The sequence below is a fragment of the uncultured Endozoicomonas sp. genome (assembly GCF_947495845.1).
Classification (GTDB): Bacteria; Pseudomonadota; Gammaproteobacteria; order Pseudomonadales; family Endozoicomonadaceae; genus Endozoicomonas.
The window spans coordinates 226,120-247,729 of the sequence record NZ_CANMAO010000002.1 but is presented as its reverse complement, the minus strand read 5'-3'; the positions used below and the strand labels follow the sequence as shown (position 1 = coordinate 247,729).

Annotated in this window: 18 protein-coding genes and 2 tRNA genes; 12 read left to right on the top strand and 8 right to left on the bottom strand. The window is 48.5% G+C overall.

Going from position 1 to position 21,610, the window contains the following annotated elements:
* Positions 1 to 88: 88 nt before the first annotated feature.
* The 9 genes from serC (at position 89) to lapB (ending at position 10,823) form a co-directional block, all read left to right on the top strand.
* Positions 89 to 1,207, top strand: coding sequence for a 3-phosphoserine/phosphohydroxythreonine transaminase (gene serC / locus Q1B11_RS02875; protein WP_299727106.1), 1,119 nt, complete (start codon positions 89 to 91; stop codon positions 1,205 to 1,207).
* A complete protein-coding gene (gene pheA, locus Q1B11_RS02870) occupies positions 1,207 to 2,301 on the top strand; it encodes a prephenate dehydratase (RefSeq protein WP_299727103.1) in 1,095 nt (364 codons plus the stop codon). The genes serC and pheA overlap by 1 nt, the downstream gene beginning before the upstream one ends.
* Positions 2,302 to 2,392: 91 nt before the next feature.
* Positions 2,393 to 3,505: a histidinol-phosphate transaminase gene (gene hisC, locus Q1B11_RS02865; protein WP_299727100.1), complete on the top strand. Its 1,113-nt coding sequence runs from the start codon at positions 2,393 to 2,395 to the stop codon at positions 3,503 to 3,505.
* Between the two features lie 8 nt (positions 3,506 to 3,513).
* Positions 3,514 to 5,904 (top strand): bifunctional prephenate dehydrogenase/3-phosphoshikimate 1-carboxyvinyltransferase, encoded by a 2,391-nt coding sequence (locus Q1B11_RS02860; RefSeq protein ID WP_299727249.1) that lies wholly within the window; start codon positions 3,514 to 3,516, stop codon positions 5,902 to 5,904.
* 81 nt (positions 5,905 to 5,985) lie between these two features.
* The gene (gene cmk, locus Q1B11_RS02855; protein ID WP_299727095.1) at positions 5,986 to 6,678 is read left to right on the top strand and encodes a (d)CMP kinase; all 693 of its coding nucleotides are present in this window, start codon (positions 5,986 to 5,988) and stop codon (positions 6,676 to 6,678) included.
* 283 nt (positions 6,679 to 6,961) lie between these two features.
* Complete coding sequence (gene rpsA, locus Q1B11_RS02850) at positions 6,962 to 8,641, top strand: 30S ribosomal protein S1 (RefSeq protein ID WP_067517948.1); 1,680 nt, start codon at positions 6,962 to 6,964, stop codon at positions 8,639 to 8,641.
* 262 nt (positions 8,642 to 8,903) lie between these two features.
* On the top strand, positions 8,904 to 9,209 hold the full coding sequence (ihfB, locus tag Q1B11_RS02845) for an integration host factor subunit beta (RefSeq protein WP_067517946.1): 306 nt from the start codon (positions 8,904 to 8,906) through the stop codon (positions 9,207 to 9,209).
* Positions 9,210 to 9,310: 101 nt separating this feature from the next.
* Positions 9,311 to 9,658, top strand: a complete 348-nt coding sequence (locus tag Q1B11_RS02840; RefSeq protein ID WP_299727082.1) for a LapA family protein — start codon at positions 9,311 to 9,313, stop codon at positions 9,656 to 9,658.
* Complete coding sequence (lapB, locus tag Q1B11_RS02835) at positions 9,651 to 10,823, top strand: lipopolysaccharide assembly protein LapB (protein ID WP_299727079.1); 1,173 nt, start codon at positions 9,651 to 9,653, stop codon at positions 10,821 to 10,823. The genes Q1B11_RS02840 and lapB overlap by 8 nt, the downstream gene beginning before the upstream one ends.
* 51 nt (positions 10,824 to 10,874) lie before the next feature.
* Here the strand turns inward: lapB and Q1B11_RS02830 are convergent.
* Positions 10,875 to 10,950 (bottom strand) — tRNA-Asn (locus Q1B11_RS02830).
* A gap of 93 nt (positions 10,951 to 11,043) precedes the next feature.
* Complete coding sequence (locus Q1B11_RS02825) at positions 11,044 to 12,192, bottom strand: pyridoxal phosphate-dependent aminotransferase (RefSeq protein WP_299727247.1); 1,149 nt, start codon at positions 12,190 to 12,192, stop codon at positions 11,044 to 11,046.
* 474 nt (positions 12,193 to 12,666) lie between these two features.
* On the opposite strand from Q1B11_RS02825, the gene uvrB reads away from it, so the two are divergent.
* Together uvrB and Q1B11_RS02815 are read left to right on the top strand one after the other, a co-directional pair.
* Positions 12,667 to 14,679 carry an excinuclease ABC subunit UvrB gene (uvrB, locus tag Q1B11_RS02820; protein ID WP_299727076.1) on the top strand — a complete coding sequence of 671 codons (2,013 nt, stop codon included), beginning with the start codon at positions 12,667 to 12,669 and terminating at the stop codon, positions 14,677 to 14,679.
* Positions 14,680 to 14,780: 101 nt separating this feature from the next.
* A tRNA-Val gene (locus Q1B11_RS02815) sits at positions 14,781 to 14,856 on the top strand.
* Between the two features lie 36 nt (positions 14,857 to 14,892).
* Here the strand turns inward: Q1B11_RS02815 and Q1B11_RS02810 are convergent.
* The 6 genes from Q1B11_RS02810 to Q1B11_RS02785 form a co-directional block, all read right to left on the bottom strand.
* A complete protein-coding gene (locus tag Q1B11_RS02810; RefSeq protein ID WP_299727073.1) occupies positions 14,893 to 15,126 on the bottom strand; it encodes a hypothetical protein in 234 nt (77 codons plus the stop codon).
* A gap of 208 nt (positions 15,127 to 15,334) precedes the next feature.
* Positions 15,335 to 15,967 (bottom strand): deoxynucleoside kinase, encoded by a 633-nt coding sequence (locus tag Q1B11_RS02805; protein WP_299727070.1) that lies wholly within the window; start codon positions 15,965 to 15,967, stop codon positions 15,335 to 15,337.
* A gap of 127 nt (positions 15,968 to 16,094) precedes the next feature.
* Complete coding sequence (locus Q1B11_RS02800) at positions 16,095 to 16,664, bottom strand: YaeQ family protein (protein WP_366139428.1); 570 nt, start codon at positions 16,662 to 16,664, stop codon at positions 16,095 to 16,097.
* A gap of 115 nt (positions 16,665 to 16,779) precedes the next feature.
* A complete protein-coding gene (locus Q1B11_RS02795; RefSeq protein ID WP_299727067.1) occupies positions 16,780 to 17,667 on the bottom strand; it encodes a hypothetical protein in 888 nt (295 codons plus the stop codon).
* A gap of 357 nt (positions 17,668 to 18,024) precedes the next feature.
* Positions 18,025 to 18,264 (bottom strand): YecH family metal-binding protein, encoded by a 240-nt coding sequence (locus Q1B11_RS02790; protein WP_299727064.1) that lies wholly within the window; start codon positions 18,262 to 18,264, stop codon positions 18,025 to 18,027.
* A 92-nt stretch (positions 18,265 to 18,356) separates the two neighbouring features.
* Positions 18,357 to 19,019, bottom strand: coding sequence for a potassium channel family protein (locus Q1B11_RS02785; RefSeq protein ID WP_299727061.1), 663 nt, complete (start codon positions 19,017 to 19,019; stop codon positions 18,357 to 18,359).
* 179 nt (positions 19,020 to 19,198) lie between these two features.
* On the opposite strand from Q1B11_RS02785, the gene Q1B11_RS02780 reads away from it, so the two are divergent.
* On the top strand, positions 19,199 to 21,607 hold the full coding sequence (locus tag Q1B11_RS02780) for a DNA translocase FtsK (protein ID WP_299727058.1): 2,409 nt from the start codon (positions 19,199 to 19,201) through the stop codon (positions 21,605 to 21,607).
* Positions 21,608 to 21,610 lie beyond the last annotated feature (3 nt).

Here is a 21,610-nt window from a genome sequence, read left to right as displayed (position 1 = left end):
GGCGTTTTTATGTGCAGAGATCCGGAATCGAAGGTTTATAGTCGAAAGTCATAGTTGAAAAAGCTGCCTTTAGTGGGAGGGAGTGTCGGTGAAACCAAGTGCGAATGATGTGCTGGCCCAATTAGAAAATAGGGTGTTTAATTTTTCAGCTGGCCCTGCGGCCATTCCTTTTGAGGTATTGCAGCAGGCGCGGGATGAACTGATGAACTGGCAGGATCTCGGTGCGTCGGTCATGGAAGTCAGTCATCGTGGTAAAGAATTTGTGAGGGTTGCTTACGAAGCTGAGCAAGACCTTCGCGATCTGATGAAAATTCCGAATAATTATAAGGTTCTGTTTCTTCAGGGTGGAGCTCGAGGTCAATTTGCTGCGATTCCCATGAACTTGAAAGGCAGTCATTCCTCTGCGGATTACGTAAACAGTGGTCACTGGGCAGATTCTGCTATTCAGGAAGGCAGTAAGTATCTCAATGTCAATGTGGTTGCGGATGGCAGTGCGGGTGGGTTTACGTCCATGCCTCAGCAATCTCAGTGGCAATCCAATGGGGATGCGGCCTATTTGCACTACACCACCAACGAAACCATTGGTGGTCTTGAGTTTCCTTTTATTCCGGATGCAGGTGATGTGCCGCTGGTAGCGGATATGTCGTCCAATATTCTTTCTAGGCCTTTGGATGTCAGTAAATTTGGTTTGATCTATGCCGGCGCCCAGAAAAACATCGGCCCCGCTGGTTTGACTCTGGTGATCGTCCGGGAAGATTTGATGGAGCGGGTGTCACCACAATGCCCGGCTATTTTTGATTACCGGCTTCAAGCATCCAAAGAGTCTATGTACAACACACCTCCAACCTTTGCCTGGTACTTAGCGGGCCTGGTGTTCAAATGGCTGAAGGTATCGGGTGGGCTTGAGACTATGGCAGAAATCAACGGTCGAAAGGCGAAAAAACTCTACGGTCAGATTGATGATTCCGGATTTTATCAAAACCCTGTTGACCCTGTATGGCGTTCCAGGATGAATGTGCCTTTCACGCTGGTGAAACCGGAGCTGGATGCAACCTTCCTTGCTGAGTCTGAACAAGAAGGGTTCCGTTATCTGAAAGGCCACAAGGCAGTGGGCGGAATGCGCGCCAGTATCTATAATGCAGTGCCGGAGCAACATGTGGATGCTCTTATAGAATTTATGAAAGAATTTGAACGGCGGTATGGATAATGGCGAATGATAAAAAAGACGATCTAGGTCATCTAAGGATTCAAATTGACCAGCTGGATCAGAAAATTCTCGATTTGATCAGTGATCGGGCTCGTTGTGCTCAAGAAGTGGCCAGAGTGAAAACGGCGGCAGACCCGGATGCTGTTTTTTATCGTCCTGAGCGGGAAGCCAAGGTTCTCCGTAAAATTATGGAGAAAAATGTCGGGCCTCTGAACGATGAAGAGATGGCTCGGCTGTTTCGTGAAATTATGTCGGCCTGTCTGGCATTGGAAGAGCCTATTAAGGTGGCATTTCTCGGGCCGGAAGGTACTTTTACTCAGCAGGCGGCTCTGAAGCATTTTGGTCATTCTGCGGTTTCGGTTCCCATGGCGTCTATTGATGATGTTTTCCGTGAAGTAGCTGCTGGCGCCGTTAATTATGGTGTAGTGCCGGTTGAAAACTCCACCGAAGGGGTTGTCAGTCATACTCTGGACAGCTTTATGGATTCTTCCCTGAAAATTTGTGGGGAAGTGGTGCTGCGTATTCACCAACATATGCTGGTGTCTGAAAATACCCGTCGTGATCATATCACCCGAATTTACTCCCATGCTCAGTCTCTGGCTCAGTGTCGTAAGTGGCTGGATTCTCATTGGCCAATGGCTGAACGTGTTGCTGTTAGCTCAAATGCTGAAGCGGCCAGACGCATCAAAGGTGAGTGGAATTCTGCCGCCATTGCTGGTGATATGGCAGCGGATATGTATGGGTTGGAAAAAATCGCGGACAAGATTGAAGATCAGCCAGATAACTCAACGCGCTTCCTTATTATTGGTAATGATGATGTGCCAGCCAGTGGCGATGATAAAACGTCCATGGTGATCAGTATGCGTAACCAGCCCGGTGCACTGCATGCGATTCTTGAGCCGTTCCATGTTCACAGTCTTGATCTGACCAGGGTTGAGACTCGTCCATCCCGTTCCGGGGTTTGGAATTATGTGTTCTTTGTGGATTTTGAAGGCCATAAAGATGACCCCGTGGTAAAAAAGGTGTTAGAACGTTTGGCAGAGCGGGCGAATGATTTAAGAGTGCTTGGCTCTTATCCAAAAGGCGTTCTCTAAAACGCTTTTGACAATAACGATAATATTTTTTGCCTGACTGTACTGTGAAAGTTATCCAGTGCAGGCAGCGCCTATTGCATTGGAGTAGATTATGGCCTGTGATTTTTTGCACCTGGCAGTTGCCGGAGTCAGAGGCATGAGTCCCTATCAACCTGGTAAACCTATTGATGAGTTGGCCAGAGAGCAGGGGCTTAAGGTAGAAGACATTGTTAAGTTGGCCAGTAATGAAAATCCATTAGGGCCATCGCCTGTCGCCGTGAAGGCCATGGTTGAGTCGTTGTCCGAGCTGGCGAGATATCCGGATGGCGGTGGGTTTTTGCTGAAAGATGCACTGTCCAAAAAACTGGGTGTAAATCCTGAACAGCTGACACTAGGCAACGGTTCCAATGATGTGTTGGTGTTGCTTGCTGAAGCGTTTCTTGATCCGGAAGCGTCAGCGGTTTTCTCTGAATACGCCTTTGTCGTTTATCCCCTTGCGGTAAAGGCTACTGGCGCTGAGGCGATTGTTGTTCCTTCGGTGAATTATGGTCATGACCTTGATGCAATGGCCTCTGCCATTAAAGACAATACGCGTCTTGTCTTTCTAGCCAACCCCAATAACCCAACGGGTACTGCTTTTAGTCAGCAAGACCTGGAAGGTTTTCTGGAGAAAGTGCCTGAAAATGTGATTGTGGTTCTTGATGAAGCGTATTTCGAATATGCCGCCGGGGGTGAGCTTCCGGATGGTGTAGAGCTTCTGGGTCGTTACCCCAATCTGGTAGTTACTCGTACTTTCTCCAAAGCCTATGGCCTTGCTGGTGCCCGGGTGGGTTACGCGATATCCAATCCTGAGGTTGCGGATATTTTGAACCGCCTGCGCCAGCCTTTTAACCTGAATCTTCCCGCACAATTTGGTGCTGTGGCAGCACTGAGTGATGATGACTATCTTACTGAATCGATTACCCTGAATCAGCAGGGTATGGTGCAGTTGGAAAGAGGGTTTGCTGAGCTTGGGCTGGATTGGATTCCTTCCTCGGGTAACTTTATAACAGTAAATCTGGCTCAAGAGGCGATGCCAATCTATCAGGCCTTATTATCTCATGGTGTGATTGTCAGGCCCGTGGGCAACTATGGTTTGCCTCAACATCTTCGCGTAAGCATTGGTTTGCCAGAAGAAAATCGTCGATGTCTGGCGGCGCTGTCGCAAATTCTTGGTCAGAAGTAGGATTGTTAATGGTGCAAAAGGCTAATTCTGAAGACGCTTTTCAGCAGAATATTCTGGTCATCGGGCTGGGTCTGATTGGTGGTTCATTTGCAGCGGCGCTGAAGTCGGCAAACGCCGGTTATCGTATTTATGGATATGATCAGAAAGCAGATGCACTTAGCCAGGCGTTGCAGCTCAACATTATCGATGAAGGTTGTCAGTCCCTTGCTGATGCGGTGCATAAGGCGGATGTGATTGTTTTATCGGTGCCTATGTTGGCAATGAAGCCGATTTTTCAAGCGCTGTCGGTGTTTGATTTAAGTAAAAAAGTACTCACTGACGTGGGTTCCAGTAAGCGAGCATTGATTGAGGCGGCCAACGCTGTGTTTGGTGAGGTGCCTGCTAACCTGGTGCCTGGACACCCCATTGCGGGTTCTGAACAAAGTGGCGTGGGTGCAGCTCGTGCAGAGCTGTTTGTGGCTCATGATGTGATTCTTTTGCCACTGCCGAATACCGACCCTGAAGCGTTGAATATCGTCAGTACTCTGTGGGAAGCGGTAGGGGCTGTGGTGTCTCAAATGGACATTGATCATCACGACGACGTGTTGGCCAAGACCAGTCACTTGCCTCATTTTCTGGCGTTTTCTCTGGTAGATACGATGGCAGGGAATCCGGACAACTATGAGATATTCCGCTTCGCGGCCGGTGGTTTTCGAGACTTTACACGAATTGCGGGCAGTGATCCGGTGATGTGGCACGATGTTGCGTTAGGGAATTCCCATGCGGTGCTGGAAGCGCTGGATGAGTTTGCCGAGGGGTTGGATGCGCTTCGAAATGCAATTGTGGCAAAGGATAGCCAAGCCTTGCTGAATATATTTGGCAGGGCTCGTTTGGCAAGGCGACATTTTGGAACGTTGCTTGAATCCCGGCAACGCCGCGTGGAAAAAGCGGGTGCGGATGTTTCTGCCCATGATAGACATGAAATTGATAATGACAGGCTGGCAACAGCGAATAAGGTGGTAGATGTTATGAGCACTAATACTCCAGAAGAAAGCATGCAAACATTTATTGCTCATGCCGGTGGTGCATTATCTGGCGAGTTTCGCGTACCCGGTGATAAATCCATTTCTCACCGCTCTATTATGTTGGGTGCATTAGGTGAGGGTGAAACGGTTATTGAAGGGTTTCTCGAAGGCGAGGATGCATTGGCAACCTTGAAAGCGTTTCGCGATATGGGGGTTCAAATTGATGGTCCTCATCAGGGGCGTGTGACGATTCAGGGTGTTGGCATGCACGGGCTGAAGGCGCCAAAAGGGCCTCTGTATCTTGGTAATGCCGGAACCGCTATGCGCTTGATGGCGGGCTTGATGTCTGCTCAGTCTTTTGATTCCGTGTTGACCGGGGATGAGTCGTTGTCTGGTCGTCCTATGAATCGAGTGGTTGATCCTCTCACGGAAATGGGGGCAGAGATTGAAACTTCCGAAGGTGGGCGCCCGCCGCTGAAAATTCGTGGCGGATTGTCATTAAAGGGTATTGAATATCATCTGCCAATGGCATCGGCTCAGGTACAGTCCTGCCTATTGCTTGCGGGCATGTATGCGGATGGCGATACGGTGACGGTGGCACCGGGGATTGTTCGTGATCATACCAACCGTATGCTGAGTGGTTTTGGTTACTCTGTTGATGTAGCTGGAGATAATGGCAGTCAGGTAACGATTACGGGCGGTGGTAAGCTGACCGGAACTCGCATTGATGTACCAGGCGATGTATCTTCCGCTGCGTTTTTTATGGTGGCGGCATCCATTGCCAAAGGCTCTGGTATTCGTATTTCCCATGTGGGTATGAATCCGACGCGCTCTGGTGTGGTGGAGATATTGCAGCTAATGGGTGCGGATATTACCCTTGAAAATGAAACCATCGTAGGTGGTGAGCCGGTGGCCGATATTGTTGTGCGGCATGCGCCTTTGCAAGGAATCGAGATTCCAAAACGATTGGTGCCTATTGCGATTGATGAATTTCCTGTGCTCTTTGTTGCCGCGGCCTGCGCGGATGGCCAGACCACATTAACCGGCGCAAAAGAGCTTAGAGTGAAAGAGAGTGATCGAATTCAGGCGATGGCTGATGGTCTGATAGCGCTGGGTGTCGATGCTCAACCATTGCCGGACGGTATGGTGATCAAGGGTGCTGGCAATAATACCCAATCGGTTTTCGGAAGTGGTATCATAGACAGTCATGGTGATCACCGAATTGCCATGTCATTTGCCGTGGCGGCGTTGCGATCCGGTGGCGACATCGAAATTCGTGATTGCGCTAACGTTGCTACATCATTTCCCGATTTTGCCGGCCTGGCCAAGCGTGTCGGGATGCGAATCAATGTAATTGATGGCGTTAATGATGAGTCCTTGCCAGCGGATGCTTGAGCAAGGATTGTAGCTGTCTTTTATAATGCAGGGCTTTATGTTCTGCAGTAGAGCGCTTAATTCCATGGAATATAGGTACCTATGAGCGAGTCTCAGACTTCAGTGGCGGTGGTCACTATTGACGGCCCCAGTGGTTCAGGTAAAGGAACCATTGCGGCTTTACTGGCAAGAGAGCTTGGTTGGGGGCTTCTGGACAGCGGTGCGTTGTATCGTCTGACCGCGCTTGCGGCTCTGAATCACGGTGTGGATTTTTCCGATGAGTCGTCACTGGAAGTGTTGGCGGGTCATTTGGATGTTCAGTTTTTACCATCAGAGCGTGATGGCTTGGTTATTGTTCTGGAAGGTGAGCAGGTCGGTGCCAGTTTGCGTACAGAAGATGTTGGTGCAATGGCTTCCAAAGTAGCGGCGTTGCCTGGTGTTCGTCGTGCCTTGTTGCAACGGCAGCGTGATTTTGCTGAAGCTCCGGGTTTGGTCGCGGACGGCCGAGACATGGGCACTGTCGTATTTCCTGATGCGGTTTTAAAAGTGTTTCTCACCGCCAGTGCAGAAGAACGTGCCAAAAGGCGGTTTGAACAGTTGCAACAAAAAGGGATTGATGCTAGTTTTGATCGCCTTTTGGATGATATTACGGCTCGGGATGAGCGAGACAGTCAACGGACTGTAGCGCCACTAAAACCGGCCGATGATGCCATCGTCCTTGACAGTACCCGCATGAGCATTCATGAAGTGTTCAACGAGATACTGAAGCAAATGCGTTTGAAAGGGCTTTTATAAGCATTTTTTATTAGCACCTTTGCTCGCATATTAATGCTTTGATAAAACACTGCTTTTATAGATGTTTCTGTGCAAGTGGTGCTGTAAACGGTGCATTGTGCGCCATTTTTTTTGCAGGTTCGTGTCGGTCGACAAGCCAGCACTGCTGATGCGGACCTTATTTAAGTAACCCATACTGGCTGGCGGTATGGATGACAAACAAGCATCGTCGCAAACCCGGTTTTTTATAGCCGGCTGATAAGGCCTTTACCTTGCTGCTGCGTACCATGCTACAGGAAAACACATGATCGAGAGTTTTGCAGATCTCTTTGAAGAGAGCCAAAAAGAAGTTGAAATGAAGCCGGGTGCCATCGTTACTGGTATCGTGGTGGATATCGACAGCGATTGGGTTACTGTTCACGCTGGGCTGAAGTCTGAAGGCGTTATCCCTAAGTCTCAGTTTCTGGATGACAATGGCGAACTGACTATCGCCATCGATGATGAAGTTCAGGTTGCTCTTGAAGCGGTTGAAGATGGTTTCGGTGAAACCCGTCTGTCCCGTGAAAAAGCCAAGCGTATGGAAGCCTGGAAAGAGCTTGAAAAAGCCTTCGAAGCAGAAGACGTGGTTAAAGGTGTTATCAGTGGTAAGGTTAAAGGTGGTTTCACCGTTGACGTTGCAACTATTCGTGCGTTCCTGCCAGGCTCTCTGGTTGACGTTCGTCCGGTTCGCGATACTGCGCACCTGGAAGGCAAAGAACTCGAATTCAAAGTTATCAAGCTGGATCAGAAGCGCAACAACGTGGTTGTATCCCGTCGTAGCGTTCTGGAAGCTGAAAACAGTGCTGAGCGCGAGCAGCTGCTGGGCACCCTGCAGGAAGGCATCGAAGTTAAGGGTATCGTTAAGAACCTGACTGACTACGGCGCATTCGTTGATCTGGGTGGTGTTGACGGCCTGCTGCACATCACTGATATGGCTTGGAAGCGCATCAAGCATCCTGGCGAAATCGTCAACGTTGGTGACGAAATCAACGTTAAAGTCCTGAAGTTCGACCGTGAGCGCAATCGTGTGTCTCTGGGTCTGAAGCAGCTGGGCGAAGATCCATGGGTAGCGATCACCAAGCGCTTCCCAGAAGGTGCTCGTGCCTCTGGCCGCGTAACCAACCTGACTGACTACGGCTGCTTCGTTGAGCTGGAAGAAGGTGTTGAAGGTCTGGTGCACGTGTCTGAAATGGATTGGACCAACAAGAACATCCACCCATCCAAGGTTGTTAACCTGGGTGATGAGGTTGAAGTTCAGGTTCTGGACATCGATGAAGAGCGTCGTCGCATTTCTCTGGGTATCAAGCAGTGCAAAGTTAATCCATGGGAAGACTTCTCCGGTTCCTTCAATAAGGGCGACAAGCTGGCTGGTAAGATCAAGTCGATCACTGACTTCGGTATCTTTATTGGTCTGGACGGTGGTATCGATGGTCTGGTACACCTGTCTGACATCTCCTGGAACGAAACTGGCGAAGACGCTGTTCGTTCTTACAAGAAGGGCGATGAAGTTGAAGCGATTATCCTGGCGATCGACGCTGAGCGTGAGCGTATCTCTCTGGGTATCAAGCAGATGTCTGAAGATCCTTTCAATACCTATGCTGCTCTGAATGAAAAAGGCACCATCGTTAAAGGTATCGTTAAGGAAGTCACTGCCAAAGCTGCGGTTGTAGAGCTGGCTGAAGACGTTCTGGCGACTCTGAAGGCTTCTGAAATCAGTGTTGATCGCGTAGAAGACGCTACTAACGTCCTGAAAGAAGGCGAAGAAGTAGAAGCTCGCATCATCAGCGTTGACCGTAAGAACCGCAACATCAGTCTGTCTATCAAAGCGAAAGACCAGGCTGAAGAGAAAGTAGCGATGAAAGAGCTGCGTTCTAAGACTGAAGAAGAGACTTCTGGTCCGACCACTATCGGTGATCTGATCAAAGCTCAGATGGAAAGCAAGTAATTCTATTACTTCTTTTTGTTGATGCTCTTGTTCTGATATTGGGGGCTGACTCAGTTCCTCAATGAATAAAACCGCAGGTATTATGCCTGCGGTTTTTTTTGATTTGGCTTTTTTGATGATGAATCAAAGGGTTGCTTGATTTCTTATTGTGGGTTAGCTAGTGTAGAAATACTTGTCTATACGTAGATGTAGGTGAGTATGGTGTCTGGCAGAGCAGAGGCTCTGGGACATTCCGGGAATGGCAGGGAAAGGAAAAACGAAGATGACCCGGTCTGAATTGATTGAACGGATTGCCGTATTACAACCGCAACTCTCTATTAAAGACATTGAGTTGGCAGTAAAAGCTATTATTGAACAGATGTCGCATTCGCTGGCGACGGGTGAACGGGTTGAAATCAGAGGTTTTGGTAGCTTTTCCCTTCATTACCGTGCACCGCGTGTGGGAAGAAACCCAAAAACCGGTGAGGCAGTGAATCTGGAAAGCAAGCACGTTCCTCACTTTAAGCCAGGTAAGGAATTGAGAGACCGGGTGAACCTTGGTCTTCAGAGAGAGCTGGATAGAACGTAAGGTGTTCTATTCGGCCTTAAGCGGTATATTATCGACCCACTAACATGAATGTGGTTGCACAGAATCTCGGTGCTGCCTGTTTATCGTAAAAACTCGACTGTATGGCGGACGTGAAGTTGGCTATTTTTACGACCATCCTTGTATGGATCAAGCGCCTCTTAACGCTGGCGCTGTTTGTTGTTCTACTGGTATTTTTTGTTAACTTTACCCTTTCAAATACTGAGCAGGTAGTTCTTGAACTGGGCGGGATGAGCTTGCCTTCCTTTAGTGCCTCTACGCTGGTTCTGGTGCCATTTGTGATTGGTGGTCTTGCCGGGCTGGTTATTTCTCTGATTCTGGTTACACGACTCCGGCTTACTAATGCCAGCTTGAAAAGAAAACTGGAGCGTCGTGATACCGAGCTTCATAAACTTCGTAGCAGTGCCCTGAAAGGGATTACGGATGCCTGATGTAGCTTTACTGGCTCTCGTTCTGGCGGCAATAGTCATTGGTTATTTTCTTGGTTGGCGAGATCAGAAGAAGCGTGCCGCCAAGGGCAGTGGTCGCCTTTCTCAAGAGTACTTCACTGGTCTCAACTATTTGATCAATGAGCAGACGGAAGAAGCGATTGATGTGTTTATCAAAGCCATTGATCTCAATAGTGATACGGTGGAAACCTACCTGGCGCTTGGGAGTCTTTTCAGTAAGCGTGGTGAAGTAGAAAAATCTATTCGAATTCATCAGGATCTTCTGGCTCGTCCCAGTCTTACCTCAACTCAGTCCTTACAGGTTCAATTGGCGCTTTCTGCCAATTACGCCTACGCTGGTTTACTGGATAGGGCAGAGGCGATTCTTGTGGATCTTGGATCACAGGAGCACGCGTTCCAGAGTCAGGCTTTAAAACAGTTGCTGCGGATTTATGAACAGCAGAATGACTGGTCAAAAGCGGCTGACGTTGCTGAGCGATTACGGCGAACCCATGGCGAGCAATACGCGGTATTGCTCGCCCATTACTATTGTGAGCAATCTGAGCTTGCGCTTCAGGGAAACGACCGTGTGACCGCTCGTCGTTTAATTCGGCAGGCTTTTAGCCGTGATAAAAATAGCGTAAGAGCCAGCTTGATGTTAGGGCAGCTGGAGTTCGATGAAGGTAGCTATAAAGAATCGATTAAGGTGCTGCAGCGAATATCCTCACAAAATATTCGATTTCTGCCACTTGCTTTGCCCGTCATGCAAAAGGCGTTTGAATACTCCGGTGGCTCGCGCAGCTACACTGCTTTTCTTGGACGATGCCTGAATGAGCGGCCGGCAACGGCGGTCATTATAGCAATGACGCACCAATTGAAAAGTGAGTCTGGAGAAGAGGCGGCCATTCGTTTTCTTTCTGATCAGCTTAATCGTCACCCTACGCTTCGCGGGTTGAATGAGTTGATCTCGTTTCGCAACTCTGATCAAGCGGTGTTTTCAGAAAACCTTTTGGTGCTCATAAAAAATCTCACCGGCCGTTTGGTGGATCTTAAGCCAGTGTATTCGTGTTCATCTTGTGGTTTCTCGGGTAAGCAATTGCACTGGCAGTGCCCGCGTTGTCACCAGTGGGGAACCGTTCAGCCTATTCAAGGATTTGAAGGCGAGTGAAAGTCTGAAGAAGTGTTGAAAGGTGTGGGGAAATTCTGAGAAAAAGTATATTGGCTCCCCGAGCTGGACTCGAACCAACGACCCAATGATTAACAGTCATTTGCTCTACCAACTGAGCTATCGGGGATCAAGGTGGGTGAATCAATAATACCTTCCTTGTGTTGGCTGTCAAGGGACTGAGCGCTGGAATCAGGCGCTCAGCCCATGATCATTTTCTACCTCAGGAAAGCGCGTTTTGAATGCGATCCAGTGCTTTCTCCAGGGCTTCATCACTGGTTGCAAAGGAGAGTCTCATGCAGCCATTGGAGCCAAAAGCTGAACCCGGAACCAGAGCGACGCCTTTTTCGAGAAGCAGTGCCGCAAGGTCGGTGTCCTTTTCAAATCCTAGTGTTTTCATAGCGCCGCTGAAGTCGGCAAACGCATAAAAAGTGCCGTCCCCTTCAATAGCGCTGACGCCAGGTAATTGATTCAAGCGACCCACCACATAGTCATGGCGCTTTTTAAATACGGTCAGCATTTCTTTGATGCAGTCTTGCGGGCCATTCAATGCTTCAACGGCAGCGGCTTGTGCAATGGAGCAAGGGTTTGAAGTGCTCTGAGACTGGATTTTTTTCATGTTCTTAATCAGCCACTCGGGGCCACCGGCATAGCCAATACGCCACCCTGTCATGGAGTACGCTTTGGAAACGCCATTCAGGACAATGGTGCGATCGTAGAGCTCAGGGCAGGCCATGAGAATGTTGCAGAACGATTCTTCGGTCCAGAGGATGTGCTCATACATATCGTCAGTGGCGATCAGAATATCCGGATGCTTCTTCAAAACCTCTGCCAGAGCTTCCAGTTCCTTGCGGCTGTATGCTGTTCCTGTCGGATTCGATGGACTGTTCAGTACCACCAGTTTGGTTTTCTCGGTAATGGCGGCTGCCAGTTGTTCCGGGGTGATTTTGAAACGGTTTTCAAGGCCGGCTTCAACAATGACCGGAACCCCTTCGGCAATCAACACCATATCGGGGTAAGACACCCAATATGGTGCAGGAATAATAACCTCGTCGCCTTTATTCAGTAGCGCCAGTGCCAGATTGAAAAAGCTCTGTTTGCCGCCACTGGATACCAGAATCTGCGTAGGCGAGTAAGTCAGATTATTATCGCGCTGGAATTTATCGATAATGGCCTTTTTCAGCTCGGCAGTGCCATCCACTGCGGTGTATTTGGTTTTGCCGTCGGCAATGGCTTTTACCGCTGCCGCTTTGATGTGTTCAGGTGTGTCGAAATCGGGTTCACCGGCGCCCAGGCCAATAATGTCATGTCCGGCAGCTCTCAATTCTGCTGCTTTGGTAGTCACGGCCAGAGTGGGGGATGGTTTTACCATTTGCACACGATGAGATGGACTAGTCACGATTGCCTCGTTATTACCTGATTATGATAGCCGTGGGAAGTTTGTGGATGCCCGTGACTTGAATACCAACTCTGTTTTTAAATTATGGGCTGCGCAGCTATTTTGATCGACTGGATCTGCGTTGAAGCTCCTCGCCATAGCTAAGGCTATGACTCGTCTCTTCGCCTTTATGCCCTCGGGTATTGCCCAGTCGTCCAAAATAACTTGCTCGTTCCAAAATTTAAAAACGCCATTTGTATAATTATCAATACAGGCATCAAAGTGCTTGGGAAATTATCTACTGTTCACTGTAGAATGACGGTGTCAGTTAGTTAATAACCGTTATCAGAGCACAGTTGGCATCATACACAATCCGCTGTTCTGTTCCTATCCGTTTATCCGTTACAGTTAGTAAATCGAATTGTAAATTGAACTGTAAATAGCATTGGTCTTACTGGAAAAAGTCGCATGAGTCGATTGTTCAAAGTGTCATCCCGTTTCAGTCCTGCTGGTGACCAGCCTGTTGCCATTAAACAGTTGGTTTCTGGCATTGAGTCTGGCCTGGCTTGTCAGACGCTGCTGGGGGTAACGGGTTCCGGTAAGACGTTTACCATTGCCAATGTCATTGAGAGCATTCAACGCCCCACCATCATCATGGCGCATAATAAAACCCTCGCAGCGCAGTTGTATGGTGAGTTTAAAGAGTTCTTTCCCAATAACTCGGTGGAGTATTTTGTTTCTTACTACGATTACTATCAGCCAGAAGCCTACGTACCCACATCCGATACATTCATTGAGAAAGATGCATCAATAAACGAGCATATTGAACAGATGCGGCTTTCTGCGACTAAGGCATTAATGGAGCGCGAGGACGCCATTATTGTTGCGACAGTGTCTGCTATTTACGGTCTGGGTGATCCGCAATCCTATTTGAAAATGATGATGCATCTGGACCGTGGTGATCGTGTTGATCAGCGGACCATATTGCGTCGGCTGGCAGAGCTTCAATACACTCGTAATGATGCGGATTTTCGCCGCGCCACTTATCGGGTCCGTGGTGATGTGATTGATGTTTTTCCGGCAGAATCGGAAAAAGAGGCCATACGACTGGAGTTGTTTGATGATGAGCTGGAATCCATTAGCGAGTTTGATCCGTTAACCGGTGAGGTGTTTCGAAAACTACCAAGGGCCACCATTTATCCAAAGACGCATTATGTCACGCCCCGACAAACCATTATTGATGCAACAGAGTCCATCAAGGTGGAGTTGAAAGATCGCCTGCAGCAATTGCGAGATAATAACAAGCTGGTTGAAGCGCAACGTTTAGAGCAGCGGACGCAATATGATCTGGAAATGATGATTGAGCTGGGTTACTGCAACGGTATCGAAAACTATTCGCGCTATTTGTCCGGCAATAAACCCGGTGAAGCGCCGCCGACGTTGTTTGATTATATTCCTGACAATGCCTTGTTGGTCATTGATGAATCCCATGTCACGGTGCCGCAAATTGGCGCCATGTACAAAGGTGACCGCTCCCGAAAAGAAACCCTGGTGGAATACGGCTTTCGTCTTCCATCGGCGCTGGATAACCGGCCCATGAAGTTTGAAGAATGGGAAGCACGACGACCGCAGACGATTTTCGTTTCCGCCACGCCGGGAAAATACGAAGAAGAGCATCAGGATCAGATAGCGGAGCAAGTGGTTCGCCCAACTGGATTGGTGGATCCGGAAATTGAAGTGCGCTCGGCTACCACACAGGTGGATGACCTGGTGATGGAAATTCATAAAACGGTGGCGAAAGAAGAGCGGGTGCTGGTGACCGTGATGACCAAGCGGATGGCGGAAGACTTAACAGAGTTTCTCCATGAGCAAGGGATCAGGGTTCGTTATCTGCATTCTGATATCGATACGGTTGAACGAGTGGAAATCATTCGTGATTTGCGCATCGGAACCTTTGATGTGCTTGTGGGTATCAACCTGCTGCGGGAAGGGCTGGATATGCCCGAGGTATCATTGGTCACCATTCTTGATGCCGATAAGGAAGGGTTTCTGCGTTCAGAGCGATCTTTGATTCAGACCATTGGCCGTGCTGCGCGAAACATTAATGGTCGGGCGATTTTGTATGGTGACCGAATCACGGGTTCCATGGAGCGAGCCATCAGTGAAACCGCTCGCCGTCGACAGAAGCAGCTCGACTTCAATAAAGAGCATGGCATCACACCGAAAGGCGTCTTTAAATCCGTTGCGGATATTCTTGAAGGTGCTGTGATTATCGGGCGCAAGAAAGGCGCGAAAGGTAAGCGCGCTGTGGCTGAACCGTTGGCCGAATATCAGGTGCCCATGACGCCGCAAGCGATGACCAAAGCCATCAAAGTTCTGGAAACAAAGATGATGGAACACTCCCGTAATCTGGAGTTTGAGGAGGCTGCTGCGGTTCGTGATGAAATTGCTGCGTTGCGTGAGCAGGTGTTAAAGCATTAATCATGCATGCATGATTAAATAAGTAAGTAGTTTTCCCATTAGAATTAACCGGCTCACAGTGTTGCTTTTTTTAGCGGCATTGATAATATACGCAGCACTTCAGTCGGTTAGCTCAGTTGGTAGAGCACCACCTTGACATGGTGGGGGTCGCTGGTTCGAGTCCAGTACCGACTACCATTATTAAATTCTCCTTTTTCTTCAGTGACAGCATGTTTAAGCTGGATTGAACTGTTGATTTTCGTTTAACCCTTCACTTTCACGTGCAAGTTGGTACCACTTGGAATCAAGCGCGTTCAGTGATTTTCCGTGGCTATCCACGGTGTCTACCAACCATCCGGAAGGGCAGTCAATGGAGCGATAGCATCGTATGACCGTTCTCGGATGCTTTTTGTGGATGGGATAAAAGGGAGTGGTCACTTGATCGCCGGGTTCAAATGGCATTTTCATTGCGGACTTCTGTATACAGACAAAGAACTAAGAATAGATACACTCTATTTTTAGACTAATCTTCCAGATTACGCATGATGAATTATTGCGATGGTGATGCTTTTTATCATCCACTAGTTATCCAGATCATTTACTGCCTGAACGGGCAAGCAGTAAATTGGTTCAACCTGAATAATTATGAGAATTGATCAAATTATGAGGAAAAAAATCACTGTTGTTCTTTTGATATGATCTGCAATAACGCATTCGCTACTTTTCTTTCACAACCAAAATCATCCCATTCTACTGTGATCAATGGTGTATTCATTGAACGACAGATCTGAGGCAGAATCGCTTCGTGATAATTATGAATATCGCGAAGATACGACAATGGTGTACCATCCTCAGCGGCTCTTGCGCGATTGATCAATCGGCTGTGTGAGACTTCCGGTGCAGTACGTAAATACACGACCGCACTAATCACCGGGTAATCTTTCAGACGGTTTTGGATCGCGCAGTAGTGCAGCATGTAGCGCTCATCAGGGGCATCCATTGACAGGAAATTCGCCTGGGTGAAAATCAGATCAGAGTACAGGGAGCGCTCAATCAGATAGTTTCTATCCGTAGGGAGTTTTTTCACTATATCTGCACGACGATCAGTGATGTATTCCTGAAACAGAATGCGTTTGCTGGAGTCCTGAGGATGGTCGGTGAAATCCTGAAGCAGTCGTGTAAATTCCGGATCATTGACGGGTTCCTGAATCGCTTCCCAGCCAAGCTCTGCGGCAAGCTTGGGGAGTAGGGTAGATTTACCGGCGGCTATGTTGGCTTCTACAGCGACGAAATGATTGGGTTGCTTCATTCAGGGCCTCAGTGATCGATGATGCCAGCCACGTCATCTTGATTCTGTCATGGCTGGGGTCGGCACTTTATTGGCTCAGGGAATAATGATCAATAAGTAATAGCGGAAACGGGTATATAAATCGGCGTTAGTTTTCCGGAAATAGCTGTGTTATTTCATACTGACCTGAGTCTTTATCATTCCCCATCGTGATCTGGTTTTCATCAATCAGGCAGTGCAGCTTCATGACTCTTTCCATAAGTACGGTGAGTTCTTTGGCGGCTTCGGGAATCCGATACACGTGTAGGTTGTCGAACCGTGACAGTTTGTCTCTATTCTGTTGCCACCAGACTTCAGGTGTTCGACCACCGTAGTTATAGATACAGACTTTTCGTGCCCGGCCACAGGCTTTACGGATGCGCTTTTCATCGGGCTGACCCAGTTCAATCCAGGTTTCAATTTCTCCACTCAGGTTTTTTTCCCAGATATCCGGCTCATCGTCTGTGCTGATGCCGCGAGTAAACGACAGTTCACTGTTAGCGTGCAAAGCCCATACTAATACTCGAAGCATGGCGCGTTCCGCATTTTCAGACGGGTGCTGGGCAAGGGTCAGATCATGATCGGCGTAGTAATGCCGGTTCATGTCGGCAATATTGATTGCCGCTTTGTAGATGGTTGCTTTGAGCGCCATGAATCGTGAACTCGATAAATGACGCATATTAACACAAGGCTGTTCAAAGAGGGCTTTTGAGAGAAGGCTTTTGAGAGAGGGCTTTTGAGAGAGGGCTTTTGAGAGAGGGCTTTCCAGAAAAGGGAAAGCCATGGTAACGCAATTATTCAGAATAGGGTTGCGGGTGCACCAGCGAAAAGTCACGGATATGTTGATAGATAATCGGGTAATCAATACCCGCCAGTTGCAGTATCTGTGAGAGTTGCTGGTAACTGTAGCCGGTGTCCAGTCGCTCACGAATCACGTCATTGAATGCACTTTTGCTATCGAGATATTCTTGATACCAGGGCAGAGTGTGAGTGTCATTCATACTTTCAATAAAGCGATACGTGGCGGCTTTCATTGAGGCATTCAGTGAGTCTGTTGAGCTATTTTCTGAGGTAACCTGGCGGGTAATTGAGCCCATGGAGTGGCAAGCATTCTGTTTTAAATTGAAGCTGCTTGGTTTCTGCAGGTATTGGTTGCACTCCTCTAATTTATTCTTGAGCACAGGCATGACAGAAGTGATGTCCTTTAATGAAAAGAACTGGCGTTGATGTTTGTTGGACCAATCATTCAGCGCATTGGCCAGCAAAGAAACCCATTGTTCTTTTTCTGAGGCAGGGTAGTCTGCCTGACCGAGTAAGTCAGACCATTGTCGTATTATAGCTGCGTTGGCTTTCTCAATGGTTTGACCCGGCACCTCAAGGGCTTTTGGTAGCCAGTTAAGGTAAAGCTGGCGCAGTTGGTAGCGGTACCCTTCGGTGATCATCCCCTGAGGGCTTTTCTGATAAGCGTCTGCCAACATTCCATACTTAAGCGCTTGCTCCACCAATTCTGTATTCGATTTGACTGGGGGAGGCGTTAATGATTTCGGTGCGGGAATAGACTGAGTTTTATGTTCTCCGTCGATCGGGTGCACAGTGGTTAGGGTCTCAGTGCTGCTGATGGCAGCGGTGGTCAGTAAGACGGAGCTCAAGGTTAATGTGGTTATAAAAGCGTTAATAATCATGGGAAGTATCCAATAGCAGTGAGTAACGAATGGTCGTTAAATAGCTATCGGCACAGAAGGTGTACCTTATTATGAATTTTTTATGCCAATTGGAGGATGTGTGAACGGGTTCTCACAGTGGTTAACATTTGAACTGTAGAGAAACGGTAATGTTGATGTGGATCAATATGTTCAGTAAAGACAATACGTAAGATGGCTCATGCCTGATGAGGAAAGTGTGAAAGGGGGTTCCTCAAAGAAACGATTTATACCCCGCGGGGGAGGTGGTGTATAAATCACGAAGATCAGACAGGCAATAATCGTAAAGTTTGGAACCGGTTCTAGTGACCGGTTTTTTGTTTTTTGCAAATTGAAAAATCAATGACAGTGGCAATTGCAACCGTGATATTGAATCACGCAATCTGCTTCAACCAATTTGCCTTTTTCAATAAACTGGCTAACCAGTTCATCTGCGGTCAGATCGCGAGCCGAGCAGGTGTGGTAGCGGGCATCGGTACCAAATGCTTCGGCGATGGCGCTCATCAGGTTTTCTTTAGTCAGTGCTGCTTCCTGTTCTTTAACCAGGTTAAGCACGTTATGACCGTGTACAGATTCCATAGCTTTATTCTCGTTAATCATATTGAACGGCAAACACAATACTCTGAGTTATAGATTAGAGTAGTCGTATATATTCGTATTCAGAATAAGGATTATTTGCCTACAAACCTTGCAATCATCACAGTAGGGCTGAGAACACCAATAACGGCTTCCAGTGATGCCAGGCTTTGCGCCAGCGAGCTTAAGGGTAGGATGTCGCCGTAGCCTAATGTGGTTAGCGTGACAAAACTGAAATACAGATAATCCGGCCAGCTGGAAATGCTCTGGGCTGGCATATCGAAGGATCCGGGTGAGAATAAGTTGGTCATCAAATAGAGATAACTAAACGTAACGCCGGTCAGGAGATAAAAGTTAATAGCGGCCAGCAATTTCTCCATTTCTGGCTGCTTGCTGAAAAGGTGCCCCATCAGCATAACCATCATGCCCAGGTTAAACAGCATGCTGGCAATTAAAGTAAATAAGGGTAACCACGGTGGCGATATTGAATGCTCCGCCAACAGTCGCAGCACTACAATGGCAATGCCGGTGACTTTTAGCCAGCGTCGGAGTCGTGGCGACTTTTCCGTCAAGGCCTGCAGGCTGAGCACCATGCTGGCAATCATTAATGCAGAAAACACTGTGCCGGCAATGGATTGATAATCGATCATCAATGGCGAGAAAACGATGCTGAAAATCAGCGTAAGCAGCAGAAACCCCAGTGAGTGATGAGGATGTTGTACAGTCTCTTGAAAGTGGGTAAGCGGTTTACGCAGCATTGATAAAAGCCGATAAGGGGAAACAAGTTATTCTACTTATCTAAAAGCGATTCAGAAATAGAGAGATGTTCGCACAGGCTGGGCTGAGGGGTTAACGGGGATTGTAGAGCCTTCAAGGCTCGTGTTATCTTTCTACGTTAAACTACTGTATTTATTATCAGGTATTTTCAGGGATCTGAATGGCAGAGTCGGTAAGCAAAAAGAGCAGCCAGTCCGGCAGTGATTCATCGGTGGACCAGGTAGCTATCCGGCGACGGAAACGGTCTGGTCACTCAGAAAAAGTGAGCGAAACACTGTCATCCCGGGTTCAGGAAGGGATTATGTTTTGCTGGCTGGTGCTGGCGGCTTTTCTGTCTCTGGCGCTGTTCAGTTACCACAAGGGCGATCCGGGTTGGTCATTTATTGGGACAGCGGATTCTGTGGCCAACAGTGCCGGCAGAATTGGTGCATGGTCGTCTGATTTCTTACTCAATTTGTTTGGCTTTCTGGCCTGGTTGGTGCCGGTGGTGTTCATTCTGAAAGCCGTTAAGGTTTTCCGCTATCGGCACGAACCCAATGAGTGGCACGGTTGGCTATTTACTATTCGCAGCACTGGTTTTGTACTGACGATTGCCTCGGGCGCGGCGTTGGCTTCCCTTCATTACCACGCATTGAATGATCTGTTTCCTTCCAGCACCGGTGGAATCATCGGTGAACTCATCATCTCGGTATTTATCCCTGCCTTTAATGTCACTGGTAGCACGTTGCTGTTGATGGCGAGTTTTTTGCTTGGGGTGACGCTTTATACTGACCTGTCCTGGTTTTATTTGATGGATACGGTGGGTTATTGGAGTATGCAGTTCCTGAAATTCTGTCAGCGGAAGACGGTCAATGGCTTTAGACGCATTAAAGAATATATAGCTGAGCGCTCAGAGCGAAAACACGCGGCCGAGTCGATTCCTGTTCTGAGAAAAGACCCTGTGATGCCCATAACGGAAGAATTGCCGTCACCTGCTGCGATCAGAGCAGTTAAGGAGGCCGCCCTTAAGCCCCGATCACCTGTGATTGTACCTCCTCCGCCAAAAGTGAAACCCGTTCCGGTCAACAAGAATGTGCCGGTGGGTCGTTTGCCTACTGCGGATTTGCTGGATGTGGCGCGCCCCTCGGGTAAAGCCATGAGTCCAGAGTCTCTCGATCAAATGTCCCGTCTGCTCGAGTTGAAGCTGAAAGACTTTAATGTGGATGTTGAAGTGGTGGCGGTACTGCCTGGTCCTGTTATTACCCGATTTGAAATTCAACCGGCCCCGGGCACGAAGGCCAGTAAGATTTCGGGCTTGGCCAGCGACTTGGCTCGTTCGTTGGCAGTGGTCAGTGTGCGTGTGGTTGAAGTCATTCCCGGAAAATCCGTTATGGGTATTGAAATACCCAACGATGATCGTGAAACGGTGTTCTTCAGCGAAATTATTTCTTCACCTTCTTTCGAATCCGCGCCGTCGCCAGTCAGCCTCGCGTTGGGACATGATATTTCTGGTCAGCCGGTGACAGTCGATCTGGCAAAAATGCCGCACTTGCTGGTGGCGGGTACAACGGGTTCTGGTAAATCCGTGGGGATCAACGCCATGTTGCTCTCCATGCTGTTTAAATCAGAGCCGGAAGATGTTCGTCTGATTATGATCGACCCCAAGATGCTGGAGCTGTCGATATACGACGGTATTCCCCATTTGCTGGCACCGGTGGTAACGGATATGAAAGAAGCCGCCAATGCGCTGCGTTGGTGTGTGGCTGAAATGGAGCGTCGCTATAAATTGATGGCGCATCTTGGCGTTCGGAATATTGCGGGTTATAACCGCAAGGTGAAAGACGCCGCTGACCAGGGTGAACCTTTGCGTGATCCGTTCTATCAACCGGTCTCTTCCGATGATATTGCCCCCGAGCTAAACAAACTGCCGTTTATTGTCGTGGTGGTTGATGAATTTGCTGACATGATGATGATTGTTGGTAAGAAGGTGGAAGAGCTCATCGCCCGTATTGCTCAAAAAGCCCGTGCTGCCGGAATTCATTTGATTCTGGCAACTCAACGTCCATCGGTGGATGTGATTACCGGTTTGATCAAAGCCAACGTGCCGACTCGTATCAGTTTTCAAGTATCCAGTAAGATCGATTCTCGAACCATCATTGATCAGGGCGGTGCTGAGCAGCTTCTCGGACATGGTGATATGCTGTATCTACCGCCGGGAACCAGTGTGCCTGTGCGCATTCATGGTGCCTTTGTGGGTGATGATGAAGTCCATCGAGTGGTCGCCGACTGGCAACAACGTGGCGAACCGGATTTTGTGGATGAGATTCTTAACGGGGTGTCTGATGCCTCAGAAGGCAGCGCAATTTCCGGCGGTTTGGACGATAGCGAACAAGATCCCCTTTATGACGAAGCTGTCGCCTTTGTTACGGAATCAAGAAGGGCGTCTATCTCATCGGTGCAGAGACAACTGAAAGTGGGTTATAACCGAGCCGCCCGAATGGTTGAAGCCATGGAAGCGGCAGGTGTCGTAAGTCCACCGTTGCATAATGGCAACCGAGACGTGATTGCGCCACCACCGCCCAAGAATTAATTT

Coding starts and splice junctions, on each gene's coding strand:
- pheA (WP_299727103.1), top strand. CDS start 1,207: ATGGCGAATGATAAAAAAGACGATCTAGGTCATCTAAGGATTCAAATT.
- hisC (WP_299727100.1), top strand. CDS start 2,393: ATGGCCTGTGATTTTTTGCACCTGGCAGTTGCCGGAGTCAGAGGCATG.
- Q1B11_RS02860 (WP_299727249.1), top strand. CDS start 3,514: ATGGTGCAAAAGGCTAATTCTGAAGACGCTTTTCAGCAGAATATTCTG.
- cmk (WP_299727095.1), top strand. CDS start 5,986: ATGAGCGAGTCTCAGACTTCAGTGGCGGTGGTCACTATTGACGGCCCC.
- rpsA (WP_067517948.1), top strand. CDS start 6,962: ATGATCGAGAGTTTTGCAGATCTCTTTGAAGAGAGCCAAAAAGAAGTT.
- ihfB (WP_067517946.1), top strand. CDS start 8,904: ATGACCCGGTCTGAATTGATTGAACGGATTGCCGTATTACAACCGCAA.
- Q1B11_RS02840 (WP_299727082.1), top strand. CDS start 9,311: ATGGCGGACGTGAAGTTGGCTATTTTTACGACCATCCTTGTATGGATC.
- lapB (WP_299727079.1), top strand. CDS start 9,651: ATGCCTGATGTAGCTTTACTGGCTCTCGTTCTGGCGGCAATAGTCATT.
- Q1B11_RS02825 (WP_299727247.1), bottom strand. CDS start 12,192: ATGGTAAAACCATCCCCCACTCTGGCCGTGACTACCAAAGCAGCAGAA.
- uvrB (WP_299727076.1), top strand. CDS start 12,667: ATGAGTCGATTGTTCAAAGTGTCATCCCGTTTCAGTCCTGCTGGTGAC.
- Q1B11_RS02810 (WP_299727073.1), bottom strand. CDS start 15,126: ATGAAAATGCCATTTGAACCCGGCGATCAAGTGACCACTCCCTTTTAT.
- Q1B11_RS02805 (WP_299727070.1), bottom strand. CDS start 15,967: ATGAAGCAACCCAATCATTTCGTCGCTGTAGAAGCCAACATAGCCGCC.
- Q1B11_RS02800 (WP_366139428.1), bottom strand. CDS start 16,664: ATGCGTCATTTATCGAGTTCACGATTCATGGCGCTCAAAGCAACCATC.
- Q1B11_RS02795 (WP_299727067.1), bottom strand. CDS start 17,667: ATGATTATTAACGCTTTTATAACCACATTAACCTTGAGCTCCGTCTTA.
- Q1B11_RS02790 (WP_299727064.1), bottom strand. CDS start 18,264: ATGGAATCTGTACACGGTCATAACGTGCTTAACCTGGTTAAAGAACAG.
- Q1B11_RS02785 (WP_299727061.1), bottom strand. CDS start 19,019: ATGCTGCGTAAACCGCTTACCCACTTTCAAGAGACTGTACAACATCCT.
- Q1B11_RS02780 (WP_299727058.1), top strand. CDS start 19,199: ATGGCAGAGTCGGTAAGCAAAAAGAGCAGCCAGTCCGGCAGTGATTCA.